Below are 24,910 nucleotides of genomic sequence, written 5' to 3' on the forward strand. Positions count from 1 at the left end.
GTTATTGGCCGCGCTGCAATTGCTGCAGCAGACGCTGGTAGACCGGGTTGGCCGGGTCCATGGCGCTGGCGCGCTGCAGATTGGCAATGGCCTGCGCCCGGTCGCCCTGCTCGCGGTAGACCAGGGCCTTGCCGTAGTAAGCCGGTGGGTTGGGCTGGCGTGCCAGCGATGCATCAAAGATCTGCAAGGCCTGCGCAAAGTCGCGCTTGCCGATGAGTGCAATGCCCAGACCCACTTCCAGGCGGGTGTTGCCCGGCGACATCTGCAGCAGGCGCTGGTAGTTGGCAATGGCCACGTCGTAGTGGCCCGAGGGGATGGCCACCTCGGCCTGCTCCAGCAGGATCTTGGGCAGCAACACCGCTTCGGGCTGCATGCTCAGCGCCTTGGCGTAAGCCTGGAACGCGGGCTCCATCTGCTGCGTCATCTTGTAGGCTGTCGCTTGGTGGTAGGCCAGCGCTGCATTGTCAAAGCCCTGCTTCTGGGCGCTGTCGAATGCAGTGATGGCCTCTGGGTAGCGCTTGAGCAGCTCCAGCGCCATGCCCCGGTTGAACTGGGCCGAGCCCAGCGGCTCCTGCAGCGCAACGGCTTTTTCGAAGTCTTGCAGTGCTTGTTCGTAGCTCAGGTTTTCCAGCAGCGATGCACCACGGTTGATGAACGGGCGCCAGCGGCCAAAGGCATTGAACGGAGCTTGCTCGTCCACCTTCTGGGCGGCATCGCTCCAGGCACTGTATTCGGTCTTGAGGCTCAGGCTGCGCTCAGCCGCCAGCGCCGTCAGCACCAGGCCGGCCGCGCAGGCGATGGCCACCATCAGCTTGCGGGGGAAGAGCAGCAGCACCAGCGCCAGCAAGGCGGGCAGCAGCATGGCCCAGATATAGCTGCGGTAGAGCACAAAGGGGTCTTGCAGCCAGCTGGTGACAAACTCGGTGCTGAACAGCAGCGCCGTGCACAGCAGCACCAGGCCGACCAGGCCCCAGCCATCGCGCTTGCGCAGCAGCAGCACCGCGCTGCCAATCACCAGCGCCACGTAGCCCAAGCCACCCAGCAGATGGGGCAGGCTGCCAAAGCCCAGCGGGAAGACCGGGCGCAGATCCAGCGCCATCCATTGCACATTGGGCAGGAACCACAGCAGGCCGTATTCGAAGAACAGCTTGCCCTGGTTGAGCAGGCTCAGCGGATAGATCGAAGCAGTGATGCCAGGGTAGAGCTGCTCGAGCTGGCGCACATAGGCCCAGGAGGTGTCATCAGTGGCAACAGCGCCGACAAAGGCGCCCAGCTGCGTCCACAGCAGCGCGGTGAACACGCCGATGAGCAGCACAATCGCTGCAGCAATTGCCAGCAGTTTTTTCCAGGAAGGCCGTTTGACAAACACATACAGAGGCAAGGCCAGCGCCGGCAGTACCACTGCATGCTCTTTGCTCATCAATGCGCACAGCAGGAAGACCACGGACAGCGCCGCCCACTGCAGCCCCGCACCCGACAAAGCGCGGATATATGCCCAGCAGGCCAGCGCGGAAAACAAGGTCATCATCACCATGCTGCGCTGGATCAGATAACCCACCGCGTACACCCCGACCGGATGCACCGCAAACAGCGCGACGGCTGCAAAAATGGCCATGCGGATATGGGTATCAAAACCCGGCTCTGCCCGCGCTTCGTCAGAAAACTCGGTGTGCTTGAACAGCGCCGTCACCAGGAGCCAAATGGCATAGCAGGTGGCCAGGTGCAGCGCGATATTGAAGCCCCGCTGCACGGCGGTACTTTCACCGAACAGCGACTGAATCCAGACAAAGCTGCCATAGGACAGCATGCGCACCTTGGGCTCGATCAGGCTGCCATAGTGGCCAAAGATGGTGCCGTCCGACAGGCGGCCATCGTCGAATACCAGGCCGTTGTGCAGGCCCAAGCCATAAATCGTGAGGACGGCGGCCAGGAGCGCCAGCACGCCCAAAGACCAGTAAATTTTTGATTTTTGCATCGGCTAGTTGGCTGAGAAATGCCTTTGCCATGCGTTTGCAGGGCCCGGGCAACACCTGCGGCAGGTGCGCGAGCCATTCTAGAGGAGTATTTACACCCCGTATAAGCCTGGCTGAGCGCTGAGCCAACAGTTCGTTGAGAACACCGCTAGATAATCTAGGAAGCGGGATTTATTGCAAATCTTTGTGCCCATAGGCACAAAACCCCGGTTTGGGCCCTTTTTTGGGATGCAGACGGCAGGTTTCGGGCCGTTTGTCATACACGGTGCAGCGCCGCGCGACCGGATCGAGAAACTGGCAATCACCGCTGGCGCGGCGCGCCATCGTGAAGATATTGTGCTTGGGGTTGTAATGGTCGATCAGCCGGGCCTTGAGCAGGCGCTTGGCGATCAGCTTGTGCGCAATATTGTCGACCTCGAAGGCATCGACCAGGCCCAGCCGCACCAGGTCAGGCAGTTGCACCTCCAGCGGCATCGTGCAGCAATTGGCCGCGCAGCTGTCGCAGAGCCCGGCCTTGTACTTGGTCCAGGTCTCCAGGCGGTCAACATCAACAATTCGGATCGGGGATTTCATGGCGGGGCACTGCGCAAGCGGCCTGGCAGAAGTGGCCGCTTATTTTTCAAGCCCGCCAGTATCGCGCCAAAGCGAATTCTTGGGCCGGCGCTTGGGCATGCTGAACCGGCAGGCGCTCAGCCCTGCTTCAGCCACACCGCGCCATCGCGCTCTTCGACTGCCACCGCATCCAGGCTGGAGCCCCGGCAGGGGCCGCCCACGCATTTGCCGGTATCGGGCTGGTAGATGGCACCGTGGTAGGGGCAGAGGATGAACTGCCGGCCACCTTCCAGAATGTCGCCATCAAAATCCATGGGCACGCTGGCGTGCTGGCATTCGTTGATCCAGCCGTGCAGCTGGCCCTGCCAGCGGATCACAAAGGCCTTCTGGCCATTGGGCAGTTGAAAGAAAAAGGGCTTGCCGTTGTCCTGCAGGTCGGCGCTGGCACCCAGGGGTTCGGTGCCGTCAAACAAGATCGTGGGGGTGCTGGGCTCGGTCATGGGGGCGCGCGCTGTCGTTGTGGTTGTCGTCAAAAAGAAAAGGCAGCCGCCTCATGCGCATTGCACGCGGCGGCTGCCCGGTGGGCTGGCTGTACTTATACGCTGGCTGCCGTGGTCGGCATGCTGGCAATCACCTGCGCCACAGCGGCGGTCAGCTTCTTGGCATAAGGCACATGCAGGAACTCATTGGGTCCGTGCGCATTGCTCTTGGGGCCCAGCACGCCGCAGACCATCATCTGCGCCTTGGGGAAACCGGCGCTGAGCATGCCCATCAGCGGGATCGAGCCACCCTGGCCGATAAAGCCGCAGTCCGCACCAAAGTGCGCGCGGCTCGATTGGTTGAGCGCGTTCAGGAACCAGTCGCTGGTGTTGGGGGCATTCCAGCCGTTGGCGCCGCTGGCGCCTTCCCAGGTGACCTTGGCCTGGTAGGGCGCGTTGTCTTCCAGCAAGGTCTTGAGCTCTTGCATGCACTGCGTGGCATCGACCAGCGGGGGCAGGCGCAGGCTCAGCTTGAAGGCGGTGTAGGGGCGCAGCACATTGCCGGCATCCTGCAGCGCGGGCAGGCCTTCGGCACCGGTGACGGACAGGGTCGGCTCCCAGGTGCGCTTGAGCAGCGCCTGCGTGGGATCGGTGGTGGTGGGCAGCGCAAAAAGGCTGGAGCCATTGCAATCAAAATGCGCCCAGGGGAAGCGCTTGTACAGCTCGTCGCCCAGAATGCCGGCCGTGGCCTGCGCCTGGGCCAGGCGCTCCGCCGGCACCGCGCAGTGAAAGCTCTCGGGCAACAGGCGGCCGGTCTTGCTGTCTTCCAGGCGGTCCAGCACCTGGCGCATGATGCGGAAGGACGAAGGCACGACGCCCGAGGCATCGCCCGAGTGCACGCCCTCGGTGAGGATCTCGACCTTCAAGGTCCCTGCGACCATGCCGCGCAGGCTGGTGGTCAGCCACAGCTGGTCGTAGTTGCCGGCACCGCTGTCCAGGCAGATGACCAGGCCCACATCGCCCAGGCGGGGCTTGAGCATGTCGATATAGACCGGCAAATCGCCCGAGCCGCTTTCTTCGCAGGTCTCGATCAGGCCGACGATGCGCGGGTGCGGCACATTCTGGCGCTTGAGTTCCTGGATGGCGGCCACGCTGGCGTAGGTGGCATAGCCGTCATCGGCGCCGCCCCGGCCATAGAGCTTGCCGTCTTCGTATTTGGGGGTCCAGGGGCCCAGGTCATTGCGCCAGCCGGAGAACTCGGGTTGCTTGTCCAGGTGGCCGTACATCAGCACGGTCTGCGTGCTCTGCGCCTGGGTGGCAGGCACTTCAAAGACCAGCACCGGCGTGCGGCCCGGCACACGCACCACTTCCAGGGTCAGCCCTTCGACCTTCTGCGCCTCGATCCAGCTAGCGGCATTGCGCACCACCGTGTCGATGAAACCATGCTGCTCCCAGTTGCCGTCAAAGCCCGGCGACTTGGCGGGGATGGCGATGTAGTCGGTCAGCTGGCGAAGAATATCGCGGTCCCACTGCTGGCTGATATGGCTGAGGGCAGCATCGGCTTGCAGCTGGGCGGCGTCGAGGCGGGCGTTCATGGGCGAATCTCCTGGTGGTGCTGCCACAAAAGGGGCAGCCGCAGGCATAAGCGTACCAGCGCAGGCGCCCCTCGGCTATCGCCTGCGGCAAAGCCCTGCTGCCGTTGTACAGCGCAGGGGCCGCCGGGCAAGGCGGCTGCGGGGATCAGAGGTGCTCGAAGTGGAACACCGCCGTACCGGCGCGGGCATTGGGCAGCCAGCGCCGCACCTCGCCGTTCTGCAGGCCAAAGCTGTCCAGAATGTGCAGCTTGTTCTTGAGCGCCAGCACCTCGAAATCCTTGAAGGTGCCGACGCGGATGTTGGGCGTGTCGTACCACTGGTAGGGCAGGCGCTTGGTCACCGGCATGCGGCCTTGCAGGATCGACAGGCGGTTGGGCCAGTGGGCAAAGTTGGGGAAGGCCACCACGCCCTGTTTGCCGATGCGCGCGGTCTCGCGCAGCATCACCTCGGCATTGCGCAAATGCTGCAAGGTGTCGATCTGCAGCACTACATCAAAGCTGTTGTCCTCGAAGATGGCCAGGCCGTCTTCCAGGTTCAGCTGCAGCACGTTCACGCCCCGGCGCACGCAGGCCAGCACATTGGCGTCGTCAAACTCGATGCCATAGCCGCTGCATTCGCGCTCGCGCTGCAGGTAGGCCAGCAGGCTGCCGTCGCCGCAGCCCAGGTCCAGCACGCGGGCGCCCCTGGGTACCAGGTTGGCAATGGCCTGGAAGGTGGAAGAAGACTCGGTCATGCTGCCTCCTGGGTGCGGGGCTGGCCGGCGCTCAGTTCGCGGGCCATGTTTTCAAAATAGGAGCGCATCACGCCCATGTAGCGGGCATCGTCGAGCAAGAAGGCATCGTGACCATGGGGCGCATCGATCTCGGCGTAGCTGACGGTGCGGCGGTTGTCGAGCAAGGCCTTGACGATCTCGCGGCTGCGCGCTGGCGAAAAGCGCCAGTCGGTGCTGAAGCTCACCAGCATGAAGCGCGCCTTGGCGCCGGCCAGCGCCTGGGTCAGGTCGCCGCCAAACGGCTTGGCCGGGTCGAAGTAATCGAGCGCGCGGGTGATCAGCAAATAGGTATTGGCATCGAAGTAGTCGCTGAACTTGTCGCCCTGGTAGCGCAGATAGCTCTCGATCTGGAACTCCACATCCTGGGTGCTGTATTTCAGGTCCAGGCCTTCGCGCAGCTGGCGGCCGAACTTCTGGTTCATCACGTCATCGCTCAGGTAGGTGATGTGGCCGATCATGCGCGCAATGCGCAGGCCGCGCTTGGGAACCACGCCTTCTCTGTAGAAGTGGCCGCCATGGAAGTCCGGGTCGGTCACGATGGCGCGGCGCGCCACCTCGTTGAACGCAATGTTCTCAGCCGACAGACAGGGCGCGCTGGCCACCACCACCGCATGGCGCATGCGGTCGGGGTACTGCAAGGTCCAAGATAGCGCCTGCATGCCACCCAGGCTGCCGCCCAGCACGGCCGCCAGTTGCGTGATGCCCAGCCGGTCCAGCAGCAGCGCCTGGGCGTTGACCCAGTCTTCCACCGTCACGACCGGGAAATCGGCGCCGTAGACCGCGCCCGTATCCGGATTCAGGTGCATGGGCCCGGTCGAGCCAAAGCAGGAGCCCAGGTTGTTGACCCCGATGACAAAGAAATGGTTGGTATCGACTGGCTTGCCCGGGCCGATCATGTTGTCCCACCAGCCCTCGCTCTTGGCCTGGCCCTCGTAGTGGCCGGCTACATGGTGCGAGGCATTGAGCGCATGGCAGACCAGGATGGCGTTGGAGCGGTCGGCATTGAGCTGGCCGTAGGTCTCGTAGGCCAGATGGTAGTCGCGGATGGAAGCGCCACTTTGGAGAGGGAGCGCCTCCGGGAAATGCATTGATTGGGGTGTCGCAACGAATGACATAAAAAACCCGGCAACGCTAAAAACGAGGCCGGGTCGATGGAATGCAGTCGCCTACCGAGTCTTTAGCTGGATTTATAAAGCGCCCGCAAGCTGAAGCAAATCGGCGCCGTGAGATTTGAGTGTACTGCAAATCGGCCGCAGATGTGCTGCATCAGCTGCCGCCCAGGTAGAGCCGGTTGGAGCTTTTGACCTCTTCCATCACCGCGTAGGTGCGGGTCTCGCGCACGCCGGGCAGCTGCCACAAGACCTCACCGGCAAAGTGGCGGTAGTGGTTCATGTCGGCCACGCGGATCTTGACCAGGTAGTCAAAGCCACCGGCCACCATATGGCACTCCATGATCTCGGGCCGCACCTGCACCGCGGCCTTGAACTCGTCAAACACATTGGGCGTGGTGCGGTCCAGCAGCACCTCGATGAAGACCAGCATCGCCGCGCCCAGCTTCTGCGGGTTCAGCCGCGCCTCGTAACCGGTGATGTAGCCCTCCTTGGTGAGGCGCTGCACGCGGGCCAGCACGGCCGTGGCCGACAGCGACACCGCCTCGGCCAGCTTCAGGTTGGAGATGCGGCCGTCCCGCTGCAGCACGGCCAGAATGCGCAGATCGATGCGGTCGAGGTCGTCCGGCGGGTCGATGATGGCGGTCATGGGCAGAATTTTTCACTAAGAATGGGCCACATTATGGAGAGAAATTCAAACCACAAACGATCACACTGGCGGCATTCACTATCTACTCTGAACACGAGCCCGCCATGACTGCCAACGCCGTTGTTGACAACCAGCCTTCCACCACCTCGCCATTTACGGCTGCAAGCAGCAGCCCATCTGGCGCAAGCGCTCCTGTTTTTAATGAGCTGGTATCGGCCTTGCAGCCCGCCTCGGCGCTGCGCGCGGCCATCACTGCCGCCTACCGCAAGCCCGAGACCGAAGCGCTGGAGGCACTGCTGCCCCAGGCCACGCCGCCTGCCGCCATCGCCAAGGCGGGCGATGCGCTGGCGCTGCAGCTGGCCCGCACCCTGCGCGAACGCAAGGCCGACAGCGGCCGCTCCGGCCTGGTGCAAGGCCTGCTGCAGGAGTTTGCACTGTCGTCGCAAGAAGGCATTGCGCTGATGTGCCTGGCCGAGGCGCTGCTGCGCATCCCCGATACGGCCACGCGCGATGTGCTGATCCGCGACAAGATCGCCCACGGCCAGTGGAAGGCCCACGTGGGCAAGAGCCCGTCGATGTTCGTCAATGCCGCTGCCTGGGGCCTGGTGCTGACCGGCAAGCTGGTGGCCACGCACAGCGAGGGCTCATTGGGCCAGTCGCTCACCCGCCTGATCGGCCGGGGCGGCGAGCCGCTGATCCGCAAGGGCGTGGACATGGCCATGCGCATGATGGGCGAGCAGTTCGTCACCGGCGAGACGATTGGCGAAGCGCTGAAGAACGCCGAGCGCCTGGAGGCCAAGGGCTTCCGCTACTCCTACGACATGCTGGGCGAAGCGGCGATGACCAGCGATGACGCCAAGCGCTACCTGCGTGATTACGAAAACGCGATCCATGCGATTGGCAAGGCCAGCAATGGCCGGGGCGTCTACGAAGGCCCGGGCATCTCGATCAAGCTGTCGGCCCTGCACCCGCGCTACAGCCGCGCCCAGTACGACCGCGTGATGGCCGAGCTCTACCCGGTGGTGCTGCAGCTGGCCGTGCTCGCCAAAAGCTACAACATCGGCCTCAATATCGACGCCGAAGAGGCCGACCGCCTGGAGCTGTCGCTGGACCTGCTGGAAAAGCTCTGCTTCGCGCCCGAGCTGGCCGGCTTTGCCGGCATCGGCTTTGTCGTGCAGGCCTACCAAAAGCGCTGCCCCTATGTGCTGGACTTCATCATCGACCTGGCACGCCGCAGCCAGCACCGCCTGATGGTGCGCCTGGTCAAGGGCGCCTACTGGGACAGCGAGATCAAGCGCGCCCAGATCGACGGCCTGGAAGGCTACCCGGTCTACACCCGCAAGGCCTATACCGATGTGTCCTACCTGGCCTGCGCGCGCCAGCTGCTGGCCGCGCCCGATGCGGTCTACCCCCAGTTCGCCACGCACAACGCCCACACGCTGGCCACCATCTACCACCTGGCCGACCCGGCCCGCTACCAGCCCGGCCAGTACGAGTTCCAGTGCCTGCACGGCATGGGCGAGCCGCTGTACGAGCAAGTCGTGGGCCGCAATGCCAGCGAGAACCTGGGCCGCCCCTGCCGCATCTATGCCCCCGTGGGCACGCATGAAACCCTGCTGGCCTACCTGGTGCGCCGCCTGCTAGAAAACGGCGCCAACACCAGCTTTGTGAACCGCATCGCCGACCAGGACATCCCCCTGGCCAAGCTGGTAGAGAACCCCGTGACCACCGCCCAGCAATGGGCGCAGAGCGAAGGCCAGCTGGGCCTGCCCAACCCGCACATCGCCCAGCCACGCGCGCTGTATGGCGCAAGCCGCAGCAACTCGGCCGGTCTGGACCTGTCCAACGACAACCGCCTGCGCGCGCTGCAGCAAGACCTGCAGGCCAGCGCAGAGATGGCCTGGCATGCCCAGCCCCTGCTGGCCGATGGCGCCCCCGCATCCACCCAGCCGAGCGAGCCCGTACTGAACCCGGCCGACCACAGCGACCAGGTCGGCACCGTCACACAGGCATCGACCGATCAGGTGGAGTTTGCGCTGGCTGCTGCCCAGGCCGCCGCCGCCCGCTGGCAGGCCACCCCGGCTGCCCAGCGCGCCGACTGCCTGGCCAAGGCAGGTGACCTGCTTGAAGCCCATATGCCGACCCTGATGGGCGTGCTGGTGCGCGAGGCGGGCAAGACCTGCTCCAACGCGATTGCCGAAGTGCGCGAGGCGGTGGACTTTCTGCGCTTCTACGCCGCCCAGGTGCGCAGCTGGGGCCAGGCGGATTACCAGGCCCTGGGCCCGGTGGTCTGCATCAGCCCCTGGAACTTCCCGCTGGCCATCTTCAGCGGCCAGATTGCCGCCGCGCTGGCCGCTGGCAACACCGTGCTGGCCAAACCGGCTGAGCAAACCCCGCTGATCGCCGCAGCCGCCGTTCAGGCGCTGTGGCAGGCCGGCGTGCCGCGCGATGTGCTGCAGCTGCTGCCCGGCACCGGCGAGACCGTGGGTGCCCGCCTGGTGGGCGACAGCCGCGTGCAGGCCGTCATGTTCACCGGCTCGACCGAAGTGGCCCGCATTCTGCAAAAGACCCTGGCCCAGCGCCTCGATGCCCAAGGCCAGCCCGTCACCCTGGTGGCCGAGACCGGCGGCCAGAACGCGATGATCGTGGACTCGTCTGCGCTCGCCGAACAGGTGGTGGTCGATGTGCTGTCCTCGGCCTTTGACTCGGCCGGCCAGCGCTGCTCGGCACTGCGCGTGCTCTGCGTGCAGGAAGAAGCCGCCGACCGCCTGCTGCACATGCTGCGCGGCGCGATGCAGGAGCTCCAGGTCGGCAACCCCTGCCAGCTCAAGACCGATGTGGGCCCCGTCATCGATGCCGAGGCCAAGGGCGTCATCGACCAGCACATTGCCCGCATGCAGGCTGCCGGCCACCAGGTCTGGCAAAACGGCGGCGCCAGCGCGCAAGGCACCTTTGTGCCGCCCACGGTGATCGCCATCCGCCAGCTGTCCGAGTTGAAGCGCGAGGTCTTCGGCCCGGTGCTGCATGTGCTGCGCTACCGCCGCGAGAACCTGCCCCAGCTGCTGGCCGACATCAATGCCACCGGCTACGCCCTCACCCTGGGCCTGCACACCCGCATCGACGAGACCATCAGCCAGGTGGTCAATGCCGCGCATGCCGGCAATATCTATGTGAACCGCAACATCGTTGGCGCCGTCGTCGGTGTGCAGCCCTTTGGCGGCGAAGGCCTGTCGGGCACGGGCCCCAAGGCGGGCGGCCCGCTGTACATGCTGCGCCTGCTCAGCCGCATGCCGGCCACGGCCACGGTTGATGCACTGGCCCACCTGCCTCGCATGGCGGGCAATGAGGCGCCAGCGCCCGCGACGGGCCAGCGCGGCAATGCCCATGGCATGGAGCAGGCCGATGCCGCCCCGGCCGCTGCGCTGGATGCGCTGCAAAGCTGGGCCAGCCAGCAAGGCCAGGGCGAGCTGGCGGCGCTGTGCCAGCGCTATGCCGCCCATACCGGCAATGGCTTTGCGGCCGAGCTGCCCGGCCCCACCGGTGAGCGCAATCTGTATGTGCTGAGCGGCCGCGAGCGCGTGGGCTGCGTGGCCAGCACCACAAGCCTGCTGTTGGCCCAGCTCGCCGCCGTACTGGCGGCTGGCTCCACCGCCGTGTGGCCCGCCAACAGCAACCATGCCAGCCTGCTGGCCCAGCTGCCCGCATCGGTGCGCGCCTCGGTGCAACTGTCGGCGCACAGCGAGCAGGCCTTCCTGCAGTCCGAAGCCTTTGATGCGCTGATCGCCGATGCTGCCAGCGGCTGGCTGCCCAGCGGCAGCAGCCTGGCGGGCCGCCCCGGCGCTATCGTGCCGATCACCGCCCAGGCGGCCGATGGCAGCGTGCCGCTGTTCCGCCTGCTGGCCGAGCATGCCATCAGCATCAATACGGCAGCAGCCGGCGGCAATGCCAGCCTGATGACCTTGGACTGAACCTCAGGCCGTGCTGCAGCACTGCGGCGCCATAGCACTGCCGGGCCTGCACCCGCTGCCCTACTGCAGCGGCAGGCCCACGTAGTTCTCTGCCAGAACCCTGGCCGCTGCGCGGGAGTGGACGATAGCCTCCAGCTCGGCCCGCTGCATGCGAGCGTCGAACAGGCTGGCATCGGGCGCGCTGTGCAGCAGCGAGGTCAGCCACCACGAAAAGCGCTGTGCCTTCCAGGTGCGCGCCAGGCTGCGTGCCGAGTAGCCATCCAGCCCCTGCTGGGAACCTTCTGCATAGTGCTGTGCCAGCGCCTGGGCCAGAAAGCCTACGTCGCTGGCGGCCAGGTTCAGCCCCTTGGCACCGGTTGGCGGCACGATGTGGGCGGCATCCCCGGCAAGGAACAGCCGCCCAAAGCGCATAGGCTCGGTGACAAAGCTGCGCAGCGGGGCAATGCTTTTCTCCAGCGCAGGGCCGGTGACCAGGCGCTCTCGCGTCTCGGGATCCAGGCGCAGGCGCAACTCCTGCCAAAAGGCGGCATCGCTCCAGGCCTCGGCCTTGTCACTGAGGGGTACCTGCAGGTAGTAGCGGCTGCGCGTGGTGCTGCGCTGGCTGCACAGCGCAAAGCCCCGCTCGGTATGGGCGTAAACCAACTCTTCACCAACGGGCGGTGTATCCGCCAGCAAGCCCAGCCAGCCAAAGGGGTAGACCTTCTCAAAACAACGCATGCTGGCCGCCGGCACGCTGGCGCGGCACACACCATGAAAGCCGTCGCAGCCAGCGATGAAGTCGCAAGCGATCTCTCGCATCTGGCCATCTTGCTGGTAGCGCACGCGCGGTCTGCTGCTGTCAAAATCCAGCGGCTGCACCTGGGCAGCCTCGTAAATGGTAGGCAGGCCAGCGGCAGCACGCGCCGCCATCAAGTCGCGCGTCAGCTCGCTCTGGCCATAGACAACGACCCCTTTGCCGCCCGTCAGACCATGCAGATCGATACGGTGGCGCTGGCCTGCAAACAGCAACTCGAAGCCTTGGTGCAGCAGGCCCTGCTTGTGCAGCCGGCCCGCAGCGCCAGCCCGCTCCAATAGCTCCACCGTGGTCTGCTCCAGCACGCCGGCACGGATGCGGCCGAGCACATAGTCTGCACTGCGGTGTTCGATAAGGGTGTTGTCGATGCCAGCCTGGTAGAGCAACTGGCCCAGCAGCAGGCCTGCCGGGCCTGCGCCGATGATGGCAACATGGGTACGCATGCGCATGGCCTAACAGTGCCGGCTGCGGCCTTTGCCTGCAGCCTCGCAGTCACGGGGGTTGGCCATTCTGTGGCCCCAGGTTTGGAAGGTGGCCGGAGCCGCGCGTTGGCGAACGGTCCGGGTGTCATTACGGCGCATACGGCTTGCCTCCTCGTCTCTCTTATAGAAGACATTGTGGTCAGCGCAGCACCCCGTGCCAATGGCGGTGCCCGAATAGCTGCTAAAGCAATCGGGCATGGGTCGGCCGCCAGAGGGCCCCGTGATCAATCCATCGTCGTGAACAGCGCAGCCACCCCCAGCACCAGAAAGATCACTGCGCAGACGCGGTGGATCCAGCGGATCGGCAGCTTCTTGGTGATCTTGTCGCCAAACCAGACCACGGGCGCATTGGCCAGCATCATGCCGATCGTGGTGCCTGCGACCACCCAGTAATAGGAAGCGGGGTACTTGGCCGCCAAGCCCACGGTGGCCAGTTGGGTCTTGTCGCCCATCTCGGCCAGGAAGAACAGCAGCACCGTGGTGCCGAACACGCCCCAGCGGCCGCTGCTCTTGCCCGCTTCGTCTTCGTCGATCTTGTCGGGGATCAGCATCCAGCCGGCCATCAGGATGAAGGACACGCCCAGAATCCAGCGCAGCACATCAGGGCCCAGCATCGTGGTGATCCAGGCCCCGACGGCGCCGGCGAGCGCATGGTTGACGAGGGTCGAGACAAAGATGCCCAGCACAATGGGCCAGGGTTTGCGGTATTTGGCAGCGAGGACGAGCGAGAGCAGCTGGGTCTTGTCGCCCATTTCGGCAAGGGCAACGACAGCGGTTGAAAGGAGAAAGGCTTCCATGGAGTGGGGATCGTTATTGCAGCCGGATATAGCAAGACAGCATTGACCGCATCGCGACTCCGGCATTGGATCGCAACGTGGTCAATGGTCTCGCCCAGCATCCTCATCACAAGGTGCCGTGTACGCCATAGGCCGCAAAGGCCCAAGTTTGTTGACGCACACTCCGCGGCGCATTGCACGCCCGGCAGGCTACTCCCCAAAGACTGGCGCATCATACGCCCAAAAGCGATGCTGCGCCGCAACACCCACGCCCGCCAGGGAAAATACCAAGCCCCGCTTGCGGGAACTGTCAACACAGCGTAAGGCGATTCACCCATAATGGTGAAGCTCAATGTGCCCCCGGGTACACTACAGCGCGCGGTGATCCGTCTTGGAAGTTGTCACAGGTTTGTTGATTGCATCAGGCTCCATCGCTTTTTTTACTTTTTTCGGAGTCCTCAAATGGGCAACAAACTTTACGTGGGCAACCTGCCTTACTCTTTCCGTGACAGCGATCTGGAAAGCACTTTCAGCCAGTTCGGTACCGTCTCCAGCGCCAAGGTCATGATGGAACGTGACACCGGCCGTTCCAAGGGCTTCGGCTTTGTGGAAATGGGTTCGGACGCTGAAGCACAAGCAGCTATCGAAGGCGTGAACGGCCAAGGTTTCGGCGGCCGTAACCTGGTCGTGAACGAAGCACGCCCCATGGAAGCCCGTCCTCCACGCAGCGGTGGTTTCGGTGGTGGCAACCGTGGCGGCTTCGGCGGCGGTGACCGCGGTGGCTTTGGCGGCGGTGACCGTGGCGGCTTCGGCGGCGGCGATCGCGGTGGCTTCGGCGGCGGTGGCCGTGGTGGCTACGGTGGCGGCAGCTACTAAGCACATCAGCGCCAAAACCTCTAAAGGGTTTTGACGGTTAGATGACGGGTTTTCCCGGAAAAAAGGCCTCTTTGAGGCCTTTTTTGCATCTGGTTGCAGCTTCTGCGCCACAACTGAGGGGCAGAACTGTGCCATTTTCGGTTTTTATGCCAGAAAATAAAGGATGGAGTCTTCCTCCATTGGGCTACTGCGATGAATGACCGGTGTTTTTCGGGACTCCATCGCATTATTTAAGAGTTATCAGGAGTCCCTCAAATGGGCAACAAGCTTTACGTCGGTAATTTGCCATACCAGGTTCGCGACAACGATCTGGAACAGGCCTTTGGTCAGTTTGGCAGCGTAACCAGCGCCAAGGTGATGATGGAACGCGACACGGGTCGCTCCAAGGGTTTCGGTTTTGTGGAAATGGGCAGCGATGAAGAAGCCCAAGCTGCAGTCAACGGTCTGAATGGTCAGCCCCTGGGTGGTCGCAATCTGGTCGTGAACGAAGCACGCCCCATGGAGCCACGTCCTCCCCGCAGCGGCGGTGGTGGTTTTGGCGGCCCACGCGGTGGTGGCTTTGGCGGCGGCGGCGGTAACCGTGGCGGCTTTGGCGGCGGTGGTGGAGGCTACGGTGGTGGCGGTGGCTACGGCGGCGGCGGTGGTGGTTACGGCGGTGGCGGCGGCGGAGATCGCGGCGGCTACGGCGGTGGCGGCGGTGGTTATGGCGACCGTGGCGGTCGCGATGGCGGCGGCGGCCGTGGCGGCAATGACCGTGGCTTTGGTGGTGGTGATCGTGGCGGTGACCGCGATGGCGGCTTCCGCAGCCCCTACGGCAATGGTTCGCGCAACCGTGGCGGCAACCAAGGCTACGACAACAACGACGACTATTGATATCTGCAGGCGCACACCAGCGGTGTGCCTCTAGCAACGACAAAGCCCCGCCAGGGGCTTTTTTCATGCCTGGCCCAGACTTAATTCAGTCCTGGCCGGGTGGCAGCTCATGCACCTGTTCGCGATGGCGGTGCTTGCGCGGGCGGTTGGCCAACGCGCGGTCATACAGCGCATTGGGCAGGCAGCGTAACAGCCTGGCCACCCAGCCCATCTGCCAGGGGATGACGGCATAGCTGCGCGCCTTGGCAATCACCCCAAAGGCCTTGTCGGCAAAGGCCTCGGGCTGCATCAGGAAGGGCATGCCGTAGCGGTTGTGGCTGGTGAGCGGCGTGGCCACAAAGCCCGGGCAGATGGTGACCACCTGCACGCCGCTGCGCTGGAGTTCCACCCGCAGGCTCTCGCAGTAGCTGATGACCGCCGCCTTGCTGGCGCAATAGGCGCCGTGGCCAGGCAGACCGCGTATGCCGGCCACGCTGGCAATACCGACCAGCTTGCCGCTGCCGCGCGCCTGCATGGGCCGCACAAAGGCATGGAAGGTCGCAGCCATGCCGATCACATTGGTGGCATAGGTCTGGGCCATGACATCCAGGTCCTCGCGCTCGGCCGTGTCGATGCCGTAGCTCACCCCGGCATTGGCCACCACCACATCGGGCAGGCCCTGCTGCTGCAGGCACTGTGCGCAAGCGGCGATGATCTGGTCCTGGTCGGCCACATCGGCGACATAGATGGCGTAGCGGTTGTCATCCATGCCTTGGGCCTGCGCCCAGGCATGCATCACGGTGCTGCGGCGCGCCACCATGGCCAGGCGGTAACCGGCCTGGTAATAGCGCCAGGCCAGTGCCTGGCCGATACCGCTGGAGGCGCCGGTGATCAGCACCAGCGGTGCGTTGCTCAGAGGGCTGGACATCTGGCGCTCAGCGTGCGGGCTGGAGCACGCCCTTGACCCGGCCCTTGAGCTCTGCCACCTGGGTGATGTTGTTGAAGACCATGGAATCGGCCGTGAAGCGGTCCTGGCCCCGGATGATCTCGACCGGCTTGTTGGAGCTCACCCGCTCTTCATTGACGAAAGCATGCAGAAACTCGCCCCGGAACTCCATCTGCGGCGCGTCGGGCTTGTTGCTGGTGCGCACCACCTTGGCATTGCCGAACAGTTGCACTTCCGAGCCATCGGCATTGGACAGCGCGCGGTTGGCGGTGGCCACGGTGACCGAGCCATCCAGGCGTATGGCGCGCATCGTGGCGGCGTCGATCTCCAGGGTGTCGGTGTCCATGAAGTGGCGCATCTTCTTGCCCTGGATCTCGCTGGTCAGCACGCCGGTGCCATCGAAGCTGCGCACCGAAAAGTCGTTCATGTAGTAATCCACCTCGTGGCCGGGCACCACCGCCTCGCGCACGCTCTGGGGTTTGGGGGCATTGCGCACCAGCCACCAGGTGCCCAGCGCCAGCAGGCCCATCAGGATCACCGGCAGGTAGATGGACGACAGGTCCATAAAGCGTCGCACGCGAGATTTCATTGTCCGTACCGATCTAGCAGGTTCACATAGGCGCCGCAGGCGGCCAGCACGGCATCGCACAGTTCGCGCGCCGCACCGGCACCGCCTTGGCGGCTCGTCACCCAGTGTGCCACGCCCAGCACTTCGGGGTGGGCGTTGGCGGGGGCGCAGGCCAGCTGGCAGCGGCGCAGCACTGGCAGATCCGGCCAGTCATCGCCAATGGCCGCCGCCTGGTGCCAGTCCAGGCCCAGGGCCTGCAGCATGGCCTGGGCGGCGGGCAGCTTGTCCTCGGTGCCATAGCGCACATGCGCGATGCCCAGCGCCGCCAGGCGGTGGCGCAGCGGTGCCGAATCGCGCCCGGTGATGACGGCCGGCACAATGCCCGCCTCACGCAGCATCTTGAGGCCATGGCCGTCGAGCGTGTGGAAGCGCTTGAGCGTCTCGCCCTGCTCGCTGATGTAGAGGCCGCCATCGGTGAGGACGCCATCCACATCGAAAAACACAATCTTGATGCCCTGGGCGCGCAGCAGCAGCTCGGCAGGCCACTGCTGGGCGGGGCGGATGGGGGGCAAGGTCAGGGTGCTGGCCATCAGATCACCTTGGCCCGCATCAGATCACCCACATGCACGATGCCCACCAGGTGCTGGTCGGCATCGGTCACCAGCACGCTGGTGATGCGGTGGGCCTCCATCATCGCGGCGGCATCGGCAGCCAGTGCGTCGGGCGATATCTGGCGCGGCGTGGCATGCATCACCTCGGCAGCGGTCAGGCCACGCAGTTCGGCACCGGCCTCAATGCGGCGGCGCAGATCGCCATCGGTGAACACGCCTTGCAGCAGGCCATTCGCATCGACGATGGCAGCGGCCCCCATGCCCTTGGCGCTCATCTCACGCATCAGGTCGCTGAAGCTGGCGCTCGGCAACACCGTCGGCAGTTCAGCGCCGCTGCGCATCACGTCGGCCACATGTGTGAGCAGGCGCCGGCCCAGCGCGCCACCGGGGTGGGAGCGGGCAAAATCCTCGGCCTTGAAGCCGCGCGCATCGAGCAGCGCCACGGCCAGGGCATCGCCCATCGCCATTTGCGCGGTGGTGCTGGCCGTGGGGGCCAGGTTCAGCGGGCAGGCTTCCTTGTCGACCTGGGTGTTGAGCACCCAGTCGGCATGGCGGGCCATCGAGGACTGCAGGTTGCCCGTCATCGCCACCACGGGCACGCCCAGGCGCTTGAGCACTGGCAGCAGCACGGAAATCTCGCCACTCTCACCGCTGTTGGAGATGGCCAGCACCAGGTCCTGGCCCGTCACCATGCCCAGATCGCCATGGCTGGCCTCGCCCGGATGCACAAAAAAGGCCGGCGTGCCGGTCGATGCCAGGGTGGCGGCAATCTTGCGCCCCACATGCCCGCTCTTGCCCATGCCGGTGACCACCACGCGCCCGGGGATGTCCAGCATGCGCTGCACGACCTGGACAAAGTTGTCGTCCAGCCGCTGCGTCAGTGCCGCAATGGCCTCGGCCTCAATCGCAAAGGTAGACGCCGCCAGGCGCAGAATCTGCGCCGCTTCAACGGGGCGCTTGGGCTGTAGGGTGCTCATGGAGGCTGATTTTATCGGAGCGCCCGCGCCCGGTCGGCTACAGGTCATTGTTAACAAGGCCAGCCCCTACGGCCACAGCCTGGCCACTTGCACTACCATGGCGGGTCTTCCCCTCTGCGACCCCCACCATGCACGCTCCTGACGTCAACGCCTTTTTGCGTCACCACATCCGCACCGTTCCCGACTGGCCAGCGCCGGGCGTGCAGTTCCGGGACATCACCCCGCTGCTGCAGAACCCGCAGGTCTTTCATGTGCTGATCGACGCCTTTGTGCACCGCTACATGTCGCGCGACATGCGCCCCGATGTGGTGGCCGGGCTCGATGCGCGCGGCTTCATCCTCGGCGCCGTCATCGCCTACCAGCTCAAGGTGGGCTTTGTGCCGATCCGCAAAAAGGGCAAGCTGCCCTTCACCACGGTAGAGGAGACCTATGAGCTCGAATACGGCAGCGCCACCGTGGAGCTGCATGCCGACGCCGTCAAGCCTGGCGACAAGGTGCTGCTGGTTGACGACCTGATTGCCACTGGCGGCACGATGATGGCCGGCAAGAACCTGCTGGAGAAGCTGGGCGCCCATGTGATGGAAGGCGCCGCGATTGTCGACCTGCCCGAGCTGGGCGGCTCCAAGCGGCTGACCGACGCCGGTCTGCCGCTGTTTACCTTGGTGGATTTCGCGGGGCACTAAGCCCAGGGCCAACAGCTGCTCAGTGCAGATCGCCGTACTGGGTATTGCTCAGGCCGCCAAAGCTGGTGTCAGCCGTGGGTGCGGGTGCACCACCGCGTTGCGCGGCTTCACGGGCGATCTGGGCATTGTGCGCGGCGCTGCGGGCGGGCGGCACAATGGGCGCGGGCCGAGGCGCTGCACTGGTGGCAGCGCGGCGGGCGGGCGATGCCCCATCCAAGGCTGGTACCGGGTTCATCGCCGCTTGCAGCAAGGCTTTCTTGAAAGCGGCAATTTCGGCTTCATCGACCGGGTCCATGCCCAGCGGCACGGGCACCACCGCCGGCTGGGGCGCGGCAACGCCACTGGCGGCTTTGCTGCTGACCACACCCAGCTGGGCATTGAGGCGCCAGTACACCGAGGTGATGACGATCTCGAAGCGGGTCTTGGCCGAATAGGCGATCAGCGCCTCGATCTGGGTGAGCTTGTCGGGCGAGGCGCAGTGCTCCTGGGCCAGATCCACCATCACAATGAACTGCGTGGCGCGCTTGTCCAGTGCCAGCACCTTGAATTTATAACCTGCCGACAGAATGCCCGAGCGCACCATGGATTCGCGCACGGCCGAATACACCATCTCGCGGCGGGCCGAGCGCTCACCGGGGCGCGGCGCGGCACTGTCGTGCTGGGGTGCGGCCGCCATGGGCCTGGCGGACACCAAGGGGCTCTGGGCGGACAGCATATCGTGCTGACCCATGCCCAGCGGCTCGGCAAACATGGTCTGCGGCCCCAAGGGCGCAAAGGCCGATTTTTTTTCTGGTCGACTGAACCATTTGGCAAATATAGACATGCCACTCCCTACCCTGATCAGAATGCAAAACGGTCACCCGTTTCACCATGCAACAGGCATTTGTAATTGTAGGGACGGAGTATTGCATACACTTGTCAGAAAAGCGCGTGCCGTTTGACACATACCAAGCTTTTATGTTGTGGCAACGCGGCGTTTTCGGTTGCCCAGGCGCTTGGCCAGCACCGATCCGGCCGCCATCGCCAGTGCCACGGCCACGGTGGGCTGGCGGTTACACAATTCGGTAAAGCGGATACTCGACAGCCCCCAGAGGCGGCAACCGGCCACCGCCTGCACGGTGGCATTGCGCGGCTGGTGCGAGAAGAACGCGCCTTCGCCGACAATGGAGCCCGCGCCGACGATGGCCAGGCGAATGCGCTGCTTTTCGTCCTCGAAATGCACGCTGAGGCTGCCGCTTTCGACGAAAAACAGGGTGCGCTCCTGCGTGCCCTGCTGAAACAGCACCTGCGATGCCGCCAGCTGGGTCTGCGTCAGATAAGGGGCCAGGATCTCCCACTGCGCTGCCGTCAGCGGGTTGATCATGCTTTCCTCATCCTGGCAATTGTGGATGGCTGTCACCAGGGGCTTGATGTCATTGGCGCTACTGAACATGAAATCCTCCTCCGCAATCCTGGCGGTGGATCCACCAGTGATCTTTCGAAATTCGTAATCCAAGAAATCTACCCTAGCGGCTGCACAATGGCTGAGCGGCAGGACAAAAATTTGTAAGCAGTATCGTCCAGCCCACAATTCCTGACCAAGCAAGCCGCCCCTCCTTCTCTCCCAGACGTATTTTGATTCCATGCAAGCATTACTAGAGGCCATCGCCACCATGCCCGCGAGCCAGCAGGCGCAACGCCTCTTCCATGGCCGAGGCGGCCTGTTTCCGGGCTGCGAACACCTGTCGCTGGACCTGTACCCACCCGCAGTGGTGCTGACCAGCTTTGCGCCGCTGGCCGATGAGGCGCTGCAAAGCGTGGGGGATGCGCTGCAGCAGCGCTGGCAGCAGTTGTACCCGGGCGAGCCGCTGACCTGGGTCTACCAGTGCCGGGCGCTGGGTGCAGCCGAGACCCGCCTGGTCCAGGGGAGCCTGCCCGAGCCCCATACCGTGCAGGAAGACGATGCCCGCTACCAGGTGCATGTGCTGCGCGGGCAGAACCACGGCCTGTTTCTGGACATGGCCGAAGGCCGGCGCTGGGTGCGCCAGTTCATTGCGCGCCAGCCGGATCCGGAGCGTTGCACCGTGCTCAATATGTTTGCCTACACCTGCGCGTTCTCGGTGGCGGCATTGCAAGCGGGCGCCGGCCAGGTGGTCAATATTGATATGAGCAAGGCCGCGCTGGCCAGCGGCCAGCAAAACCACCGGCTTAACCAGCTGGCGGGCGGCCAGTTCTGGGGCCATGACATTTTCAGCAGCTGGGGCAAGATCACCCGCACCGGGCCTTACCAGCTGGTGATCATGGACCCGCCCAGCTACCAAAAGGGCAGCTTTGTCGCCACCAAGGATTACGCGCGCCTGATCAAGCGCTTGCCCGATCTGCTGGCGCCCGGCGGCTTTGCGCTGCTCTGCCTGAACGCCCCTGAGCTCCCGCTGGCCTTCTTGCAAGACCAGATGGCCGAGCTGGCGCCGGAGCTGGAGTTCATCGAACAGGTGGCCAACCCCGCGATCTTTGCCGATGTCTCGCCCGACCGGGCGCTCAAGGTGCTGGCCTACCGCATGCCCAGCTGAGGCTGGGCCGCTGTTTCAGCGGTTCAGTCGATGACGACCAGCTTGCCGCGCATAGGCTCGGCATGGGTGGGAAAGGAGCAGAAGTAGGTGTAGTCCTCGCCCTGGCTCAGGCGCTCGACCGGGAAGCTCACCGAGGCATGCTCGCCACCCGACAGCATCTGGGTGGCAGCCAGCACGCGGGCATCGCCCCGGCTGAGCCAGGCGCGCTCGGGGCCGGAGCGCTGGCCTTCGCGGATCACCGCCTCGGTGTCCTGGCTGCGCGTCAACACCCAGTTGTGGCCCGCTTCCTGCCAAGGCTTTTTGCCGGTGTGCAGCAGATGCACGGTGAACTGCACGCAGCGCTTGCTCACACGCAGCTCGGTCAGGTCAAACTTTTTGCCGGGCTGGCCTTGTACATGGGCCTCACAGACCAGTGCCGGCGCCGATTCGGGCGCAGCGGGCTGCGCGAAGGCGGTGCTGCTGGCGCCCAGGGTGGCGGCGCAAAGGGCGAGGTGGTGCAGAGAGATCTTCATGGTTGGTCGCTTGGGTCGTTGATAAAGAGGGAATCGGCGCTGGGGCGGTGCATGCCTAGCCCTTCAGGCCAGCAGGCCATCCACCATCACCTGCGGAATGCCGCGCGAGCAGGGCTCGACACGGGCCTGCACGCCATAGACACGGGCCAGCAGCGCGGGGTTGATCGCATCGCTGGGCAGGCCATCGGCCTGCAGCTCGCCGTTCTGCAGCACCAGCACGCGGTCGGCATGGCGCAGCGCCAGGCCCAGGTCATGCAGCACCACCAGGGTGACCATGCCGCTGCGCCGGGTCTGCTCACCCACCAGCGCCATCACATGGAACTGGTGGTTCAGGTCCAGCGCCGACAGCGGCTCATCGAGCATCAGCACCTGGGGCTGGCGGATCAGCGCCTGCGCCAGGCCGGCCAGCTGCGCCTGGCCGCCCGATAGCTCATCGAGGTGGCGCATCGCCAGGTGGTCGATGCCCAGTTGCTGCAGCACAGCAGCGCATTGCATGACCGCATCCTGGGCCGGCTCGGCGCCTGCATGCAGGCTGTGGGGCGAGGCCTTGCGCGCCGCCATCAGCGATTCGATCACGCGCAAATGCACCGCCGCCGGCAAGGCCTGGGGCTGGTAGACCACGCGCCGGGCGCGCTCAGCCAGGCTGGCCTGGTCCAGCGGCTGCCCTTGCAAGCGCACCTGGCCGCTGGCACGGGTCAGCCCCGCCAGCGCCCGCAAAAAGGTCGATTTGCCACTGCCATTGGGGCCCAGCACCACGGTGACCGTGCCCGGCTGCAGATCGGCCACCGACAACGAAGGAATGACGACGCGCCGGCCATAGGCCACATGCAGTCCGCTGATCTGCAAACCGCCGCCGCTCATGCCCGCCCCCGGGTGCGCAGCACGATGGCCAGAAAGAAGGGAATGCCCACCAGCGAGGTGACAATGCCCACCGGCACGATGACGCCCGGCACCAGCGCCTTGGATGCCACCGAGGCCAGCGACAGCACCAGCGCGCCAGTCAAGGCCGAGGCCGGCAGGTAAAAGCGGTGGTCATCGCCCACCAGCCGGCGCGCAATATGCGGTGCGACCAGGCCAATAAAGCCGATGCTGCCGACAAAGGCCACCGACAGGGCCGCCAGCAGGCTGATACGCAGCAGCGCACCCAGGCGCAGGCGCCGCACATCCACACCAAAGCTGGCCGCGCGGTCCTCACCCAGGCGCAGCGCGGTCAGCCGCCAGGCATTGCGCATGGACAGCGGCAGCACCACCGCCAAGGCCAAGGCCAGCGCACCCAGCTTGGGCCAGGTCGCCCGTGAGAGGCTGCCCATGGTCCAGAACACCAGGCCTTGCAAGGCCTCGGCCGTGGCCACAAACTGCAGCAGGGACACCAGCGCATTGAAGCTGAACACCAGCGCAATGCCAAACAGCACCACGCCGGTGGCGCTCATGCCACCCCAGCGGGCCACCAGATCGAGCAGCAAGGCCGAGGCCATGGCAAACACAAAGGCATTGGCCGGCACCGCCCAGGAGGAGGGTATGCCCGGGAGGCTCCAGTCCAGCACAATCGCCAGCGCTGCGCCAAAGGCGGCGGCCGACGACAGCCCCAAGGTAAAAGGGCTGGCCAGCGGGTTGGCCAGCACGGTCTGCATCTCGGCGCCCGCCAGGCCCAGCGCCAGGCCGACGGCCACTGCCATCAAGGCATAGGGCAGGCGGATGTCCCAGACAATGACATGCAGCGCCGGCGGCGCGGCATCGGGCGTGTACAAGGTCTGCAGCAGTTGCGGCAGCGCCAGGCCCGATGGGCCGGTGGTGAAGTCAAACAGCAGGGCCGCGACAATCGCGCCGCCCAGCAGCGCCAGCACCAGCAGGCGCCAGCCCGTCAAGCGACGGTAGGCCTTGGCGTGCTGGCCAGCCTGCCCTGCATCTACGCCCAGCGCAGCCGAAGTGGCTGCCAGCGGCGGCAGGGACACGCTCATGGCTTGGCCTTCAAGGGGGCGATATCGCCCCAGTACGCGCCTTGCATCGGCAGCGCCTGCAGGAAGCGCTGGTTGATCTCGGCCATCGTCGCCTGCGGGTCCACATCGGCAAAGCGCTCGGGGTAGAACCACTTGGCCATGGCCTCGATCGCCAAAATATTGGTGGGCGCATCGTAGAAGTTGTGCCACAGGCCATGGGCGCGGCCCGAGCGCACGGCGCTCAGCATCTCAAAACCGGGGCGCTGGGCCAGTTCGCGCAGGCTGCTGCCCAGTTGCGCGGCGCTCACTCCTTCGCCGGCCCGCACCATGGGGCGGCTTCCCTGGGGCCGGCTGCCGGTGGCGATGTAGATGGCCGGGTCCTGGGCGATCAGCGCCTCCTGGTTCAGGTCGCCGATCGCGCCGGGGATCTTGCCTGCCGCGATGTTGATGCCGCCAGCGGCGTCAATGAACTCACCGACGTTGCCCTTGCCGGCCGTGTGGCAGCAGCCATCCCAGACACCGGCCAGCAGCTCGGCAAACACCAGCGGGCGCTGCTGCGCAGGGATGTCCTTGACCCGGGACTGCACCCGCTGCAGATGCGTCTCGTAGAAATCGGCATAGGCATTGGCCTGCGCCTCGCGGTGCACCGCCTGGCCCAGGATGCGGATGCTCTTCGCAGTGTTGCGCACCGGTTGGGCGCGGAAGTCGATGAACACCACCGGCACGCCGGACTTCTCCAGCGCCTGCACCAGGCTGCTTTGGCGGCCCGGGCCATGGCCGCCCAGGCCGAAGATGGCGATATCGGGCTGGGTGGACACCGATTTCTCGTAGCTGACGCTGTCTTCCGAGGTACGGCCAATCAGCGGAATCTGCGTGATCTGCGGAAAGCGCTGCTGGTAGGCCGCCCAGCCATTGGGATCGGCAAACGCCAGCTCGCCTTGCCAGCCCACGATGCGCTTCAAGGGCTCAGCGCCCTCCATCAGCGCCAGCGCATACAAAAAGCGGCCTTCGCCCAGCAGAATATGCTCCACCTGGGCGGGGATCTGCACGGTGCGGCCGACGATATCCACCACCGTGCTGCCCTGCGCGGCTGGGGCCTCCGCTGCAGCTTGCGCCGGAGCAGCCATGGTCAGACCCGTGGCCAGGCCCAGCCCCAGCGCCACACCCAGCGCGCGCAAGCGCATGCCCGCTTGTGCAGCAGTGCGAAAAAGGGCCGGCATGCGGACCAGGGATGTGCCTGCAGCTTGCAGT

The 24,910-nt window shown here is 65.2% G+C and carries 24 protein-coding genes and 1 riboswitch; of the genes, 5 read left to right on the plus strand and 19 right to left on the minus strand.

What is annotated here, in order from left to right:
• Position 1: 1 nt before the first annotated feature.
• The 7 genes from LPW39_RS21535 to LPW39_RS21565 form a co-directional block, all read right to left on the minus strand.
• Positions 2-1,975: a tetratricopeptide repeat protein gene (locus tag LPW39_RS21535; protein WP_230780103.1), complete on the minus strand. Its 1,974-nt coding sequence runs from the start codon at positions 1,973-1,975 to the stop codon at positions 2-4.
• Positions 1,976-2,144: 169 nt separating this feature from the next.
• Positions 2,145-2,546 carry a YkgJ family cysteine cluster protein gene (locus tag LPW39_RS21540; RefSeq protein ID WP_116925485.1) on the minus strand — a complete coding sequence of 134 codons (402 nt, stop codon included), beginning with the start codon at positions 2,544-2,546 and terminating at the stop codon, positions 2,145-2,147.
• A 116-nt stretch (positions 2,547-2,662) separates the two neighbouring features.
• Complete coding sequence (locus LPW39_RS21545; protein WP_230780120.1) at positions 2,663-3,025, minus strand: Rieske (2Fe-2S) protein; 363 nt, start codon at positions 3,023-3,025, stop codon at positions 2,663-2,665.
• Positions 3,026-3,120: 95 nt separating this feature from the next.
• Complete coding sequence (locus LPW39_RS21550) at positions 3,121-4,599, minus strand: M20 family metallopeptidase (protein WP_230780123.1); 1,479 nt, start codon at positions 4,597-4,599, stop codon at positions 3,121-3,123.
• A 145-nt stretch (positions 4,600-4,744) separates the two neighbouring features.
• The gene (gene metW, locus LPW39_RS21555) at positions 4,745-5,332 is read right to left on the minus strand and encodes a methionine biosynthesis protein MetW (RefSeq protein ID WP_230780126.1); all 588 of its coding nucleotides are present in this window, start codon (positions 5,330-5,332) and stop codon (positions 4,745-4,747) included.
• Positions 5,329-6,486, minus strand: a complete 1,158-nt coding sequence (gene metX, locus LPW39_RS21560; RefSeq protein ID WP_230780142.1) for a homoserine O-succinyltransferase MetX — start codon at positions 6,484-6,486, stop codon at positions 5,329-5,331. The genes metW and metX overlap by 4 nt, the downstream gene beginning before the upstream one ends.
• 151 nt (positions 6,487-6,637) lie before the next feature.
• The gene (locus LPW39_RS21565) at positions 6,638-7,129 is read right to left on the minus strand and encodes an Lrp/AsnC ligand binding domain-containing protein (RefSeq protein ID WP_230780145.1); all 492 of its coding nucleotides are present in this window, start codon (positions 7,127-7,129) and stop codon (positions 6,638-6,640) included.
• A 104-nt stretch (positions 7,130-7,233) separates the two neighbouring features.
• Between LPW39_RS21565 and putA the strand changes: the two genes are divergently transcribed.
• Positions 7,234-11,097 (plus strand): trifunctional transcriptional regulator/proline dehydrogenase/L-glutamate gamma-semialdehyde dehydrogenase, encoded by a 3,864-nt coding sequence (gene putA, locus LPW39_RS21570; RefSeq protein WP_230780163.1) that lies wholly within the window; start codon positions 7,234-7,236, stop codon positions 11,095-11,097.
• Positions 11,098-11,157: 60 nt separating this feature from the next.
• On the opposite strand, the gene pobA is transcribed toward putA, so the two are convergent.
• Positions 11,158-12,333 (minus strand): 4-hydroxybenzoate 3-monooxygenase, encoded by a 1,176-nt coding sequence (pobA, locus tag LPW39_RS21575; RefSeq protein ID WP_230780167.1) that lies wholly within the window; start codon positions 12,331-12,333, stop codon positions 11,158-11,160.
• A gap of 263 nt (positions 12,334-12,596) precedes the next feature.
• The gene (locus LPW39_RS21580; RefSeq protein ID WP_021025439.1) at positions 12,597-13,169 is read right to left on the minus strand and encodes a TMEM165/GDT1 family protein; all 573 of its coding nucleotides are present in this window, start codon (positions 13,167-13,169) and stop codon (positions 12,597-12,599) included.
• Positions 13,170-13,265: 96 nt separating this feature from the next.
• Positions 13,266-13,379, minus strand: a riboswitch (yybP-ykoY riboswitch).
• Between the two features lie 231 nt (positions 13,380-13,610).
• On the opposite strand from LPW39_RS21580, the gene LPW39_RS21585 reads away from it, so the two are divergent.
• The gene (locus tag LPW39_RS21585) at positions 13,611-14,024 is read left to right on the plus strand and encodes an RNA recognition motif domain-containing protein (RefSeq protein ID WP_230780170.1); all 414 of its coding nucleotides are present in this window, start codon (positions 13,611-13,613) and stop codon (positions 14,022-14,024) included.
• Positions 14,025-14,279: 255 nt separating this feature from the next.
• Positions 14,280-14,897, plus strand: coding sequence for an RNA recognition motif domain-containing protein (locus tag LPW39_RS21590; RefSeq protein ID WP_230780173.1), 618 nt, complete (start codon positions 14,280-14,282; stop codon positions 14,895-14,897).
• 85 nt (positions 14,898-14,982) lie between these two features.
• Here the strand turns inward: LPW39_RS21590 and LPW39_RS21595 are convergent, their stop codons facing one another.
• Genes LPW39_RS21595 through LPW39_RS21610 form a run of 4 tightly spaced genes read right to left on the minus strand, consistent with a single transcriptional unit; the run spans position 14,983 to position 17,978 of the window.
• Entirely contained in the window at positions 14,983-15,804 is an 822-nt protein-coding gene (locus tag LPW39_RS21595; RefSeq protein ID WP_230780176.1) for an SDR family oxidoreductase, read from the minus strand.
• A gap of 7 nt (positions 15,805-15,811) precedes the next feature.
• Positions 15,812-16,411: an LPS export ABC transporter periplasmic protein LptC gene (gene lptC, locus LPW39_RS21600; RefSeq protein ID WP_230780181.1), complete on the minus strand. Its 600-nt coding sequence runs from the start codon at positions 16,409-16,411 to the stop codon at positions 15,812-15,814.
• Positions 16,408-16,980 carry a KdsC family phosphatase gene (locus LPW39_RS21605; protein WP_230780184.1) on the minus strand — a complete coding sequence of 191 codons (573 nt, stop codon included), beginning with the start codon at positions 16,978-16,980 and terminating at the stop codon, positions 16,408-16,410. Before LPW39_RS21605 ends, lptC begins: the two co-directional genes overlap by 4 nt.
• The gene (locus tag LPW39_RS21610) at positions 16,980-17,978 is read right to left on the minus strand and encodes a KpsF/GutQ family sugar-phosphate isomerase (protein WP_230780189.1); all 999 of its coding nucleotides are present in this window, start codon (positions 17,976-17,978) and stop codon (positions 16,980-16,982) included. The genes LPW39_RS21605 and LPW39_RS21610 overlap by 1 nt, the downstream gene beginning before the upstream one ends.
• 128 nt (positions 17,979-18,106) lie before the next feature.
• Between LPW39_RS21610 and LPW39_RS21615 the strand changes: the two genes are divergently transcribed.
• Complete coding sequence (locus tag LPW39_RS21615) at positions 18,107-18,661, plus strand: adenine phosphoribosyltransferase (protein WP_230780192.1); 555 nt, start codon at positions 18,107-18,109, stop codon at positions 18,659-18,661.
• 19 nt (positions 18,662-18,680) lie between these two features.
• Here LPW39_RS21615 and LPW39_RS21620 read toward each other — a convergent pair whose 3' ends face one another.
• Both LPW39_RS21620 and LPW39_RS21625 read right to left on the minus strand, forming a co-directional pair.
• Positions 18,681-19,484 (minus strand): hypothetical protein, encoded by an 804-nt coding sequence (locus tag LPW39_RS21620; RefSeq protein ID WP_230780197.1) that lies wholly within the window; start codon positions 19,482-19,484, stop codon positions 18,681-18,683.
• Positions 19,485-19,616: 132 nt separating this feature from the next.
• Positions 19,617-20,093 (minus strand): Crp/Fnr family transcriptional regulator, encoded by a 477-nt coding sequence (locus LPW39_RS21625; protein WP_230780200.1) that lies wholly within the window; start codon positions 20,091-20,093, stop codon positions 19,617-19,619.
• A 190-nt stretch (positions 20,094-20,283) separates the two neighbouring features.
• Between LPW39_RS21625 and LPW39_RS21630 the strand changes: the two genes are divergently transcribed.
• On the plus strand, positions 20,284-21,210 hold the full coding sequence (locus LPW39_RS21630) for a class I SAM-dependent methyltransferase (protein ID WP_230780203.1): 927 nt from the start codon (positions 20,284-20,286) through the stop codon (positions 21,208-21,210).
• A 23-nt stretch (positions 21,211-21,233) separates the two neighbouring features.
• On the opposite strand, the gene azu is transcribed toward LPW39_RS21630, so the two are convergent.
• From azu to LPW39_RS21650, 4 genes are all read right to left on the minus strand, one after another.
• On the minus strand, positions 21,234-21,722 hold the full coding sequence (gene azu, locus LPW39_RS21635; protein ID WP_230780206.1) for an azurin: 489 nt from the start codon (positions 21,720-21,722) through the stop codon (positions 21,234-21,236).
• Between the two features lie 63 nt (positions 21,723-21,785).
• Positions 21,786-22,583, minus strand: a complete 798-nt coding sequence (locus tag LPW39_RS21640; protein ID WP_230780210.1) for an ABC transporter ATP-binding protein — start codon at positions 22,581-22,583, stop codon at positions 21,786-21,788.
• Positions 22,580-23,680 (minus strand): FecCD family ABC transporter permease, encoded by a 1,101-nt coding sequence (locus LPW39_RS21645; RefSeq protein WP_230780213.1) that lies wholly within the window; start codon positions 23,678-23,680, stop codon positions 22,580-22,582. The genes LPW39_RS21640 and LPW39_RS21645 overlap by 4 nt, the downstream gene beginning before the upstream one ends.
• Positions 23,677-24,843, minus strand: a complete 1,167-nt coding sequence (locus LPW39_RS21650; RefSeq protein WP_407928896.1) for an ABC transporter substrate-binding protein — start codon at positions 24,841-24,843, stop codon at positions 23,677-23,679. Before LPW39_RS21650 ends, LPW39_RS21645 begins: the two co-directional genes overlap by 4 nt.
• Between the last annotated feature and the right edge of the window lie 67 nt (positions 24,844-24,910).

Origin of the sequence: Comamonas koreensis, from assembly GCF_021026195.1 — a bacterium.
GTDB lineage: Bacteria > Pseudomonadota > Gammaproteobacteria > Burkholderiales > Burkholderiaceae_C > Comamonas > Comamonas koreensis.

Coding starts and splice junctions, on each gene's coding strand:
- metX (WP_230780142.1), bottom strand. CDS start 6,486: ATGTCATTCGTTGCGACACCCCAATCAATGCATTTCCCGGAGGCGCTC.
- LPW39_RS21585 (WP_230780170.1), top strand. CDS start 13,611: ATGGGCAACAAACTTTACGTGGGCAACCTGCCTTACTCTTTCCGTGAC.
- LPW39_RS21615 (WP_230780192.1), top strand. CDS start 18,107: ATGCACGCTCCTGACGTCAACGCCTTTTTGCGTCACCACATCCGCACC.
- pobA (WP_230780167.1), bottom strand. CDS start 12,333: ATGCGTACCCATGTTGCCATCATCGGCGCAGGCCCGGCAGGCCTGCTG.
- LPW39_RS21580 (WP_021025439.1), bottom strand. CDS start 13,169: ATGGAAGCCTTTCTCCTTTCAACCGCTGTCGTTGCCCTTGCCGAAATG.
- azu (WP_230780206.1), bottom strand. CDS start 21,722: ATGAAGATCTCTCTGCACCACCTCGCCCTTTGCGCCGCCACCCTGGGC.
- LPW39_RS21550 (WP_230780123.1), bottom strand. CDS start 4,599: ATGAACGCCCGCCTCGACGCCGCCCAGCTGCAAGCCGATGCTGCCCTC.
- LPW39_RS21610 (WP_230780189.1), bottom strand. CDS start 17,978: ATGAGCACCCTACAGCCCAAGCGCCCCGTTGAAGCGGCGCAGATTCTG.
- metW (WP_230780126.1), bottom strand. CDS start 5,332: ATGACCGAGTCTTCTTCCACCTTCCAGGCCATTGCCAACCTGGTACCC.
- LPW39_RS21565 (WP_230780145.1), bottom strand. CDS start 7,129: ATGACCGCCATCATCGACCCGCCGGACGACCTCGACCGCATCGATCTG.
- putA (WP_230780163.1), top strand. CDS start 7,234: ATGACTGCCAACGCCGTTGTTGACAACCAGCCTTCCACCACCTCGCCA.
- LPW39_RS21645 (WP_230780213.1), bottom strand. CDS start 23,680: ATGAGCGTGTCCCTGCCGCCGCTGGCAGCCACTTCGGCTGCGCTGGGC.
- LPW39_RS21640 (WP_230780210.1), bottom strand. CDS start 22,583: ATGAGCGGCGGCGGTTTGCAGATCAGCGGACTGCATGTGGCCTATGGC.
- LPW39_RS21545 (WP_230780120.1), bottom strand. CDS start 3,025: ATGACCGAGCCCAGCACCCCCACGATCTTGTTTGACGGCACCGAACCC.
- LPW39_RS21650 (WP_407928896.1), bottom strand. CDS start 24,843: ATGCGCTTGCGCGCGCTGGGTGTGGCGCTGGGGCTGGGCCTGGCCACG.
- LPW39_RS21605 (WP_230780184.1), bottom strand. CDS start 16,980: ATGGCCAGCACCCTGACCTTGCCCCCCATCCGCCCCGCCCAGCAGTGG.
- lptC (WP_230780181.1), bottom strand. CDS start 16,411: ATGAAATCTCGCGTGCGACGCTTTATGGACCTGTCGTCCATCTACCTG.
- LPW39_RS21625 (WP_230780200.1), bottom strand. CDS start 20,093: ATGTTCAGTAGCGCCAATGACATCAAGCCCCTGGTGACAGCCATCCAC.
- LPW39_RS21630 (WP_230780203.1), top strand. CDS start 20,284: ATGCAAGCATTACTAGAGGCCATCGCCACCATGCCCGCGAGCCAGCAG.
- LPW39_RS21595 (WP_230780176.1), bottom strand. CDS start 15,804: ATGTCCAGCCCTCTGAGCAACGCACCGCTGGTGCTGATCACCGGCGCC.
- LPW39_RS21540 (WP_116925485.1), bottom strand. CDS start 2,546: ATGAAATCCCCGATCCGAATTGTTGATGTTGACCGCCTGGAGACCTGG.
- LPW39_RS21620 (WP_230780197.1), bottom strand. CDS start 19,484: ATGTCTATATTTGCCAAATGGTTCAGTCGACCAGAAAAAAAATCGGCC.
- LPW39_RS21590 (WP_230780173.1), top strand. CDS start 14,280: ATGGGCAACAAGCTTTACGTCGGTAATTTGCCATACCAGGTTCGCGAC.
- LPW39_RS21535 (WP_230780103.1), bottom strand. CDS start 1,975: ATGCAAAAATCAAAAATTTACTGGTCTTTGGGCGTGCTGGCGCTCCTG.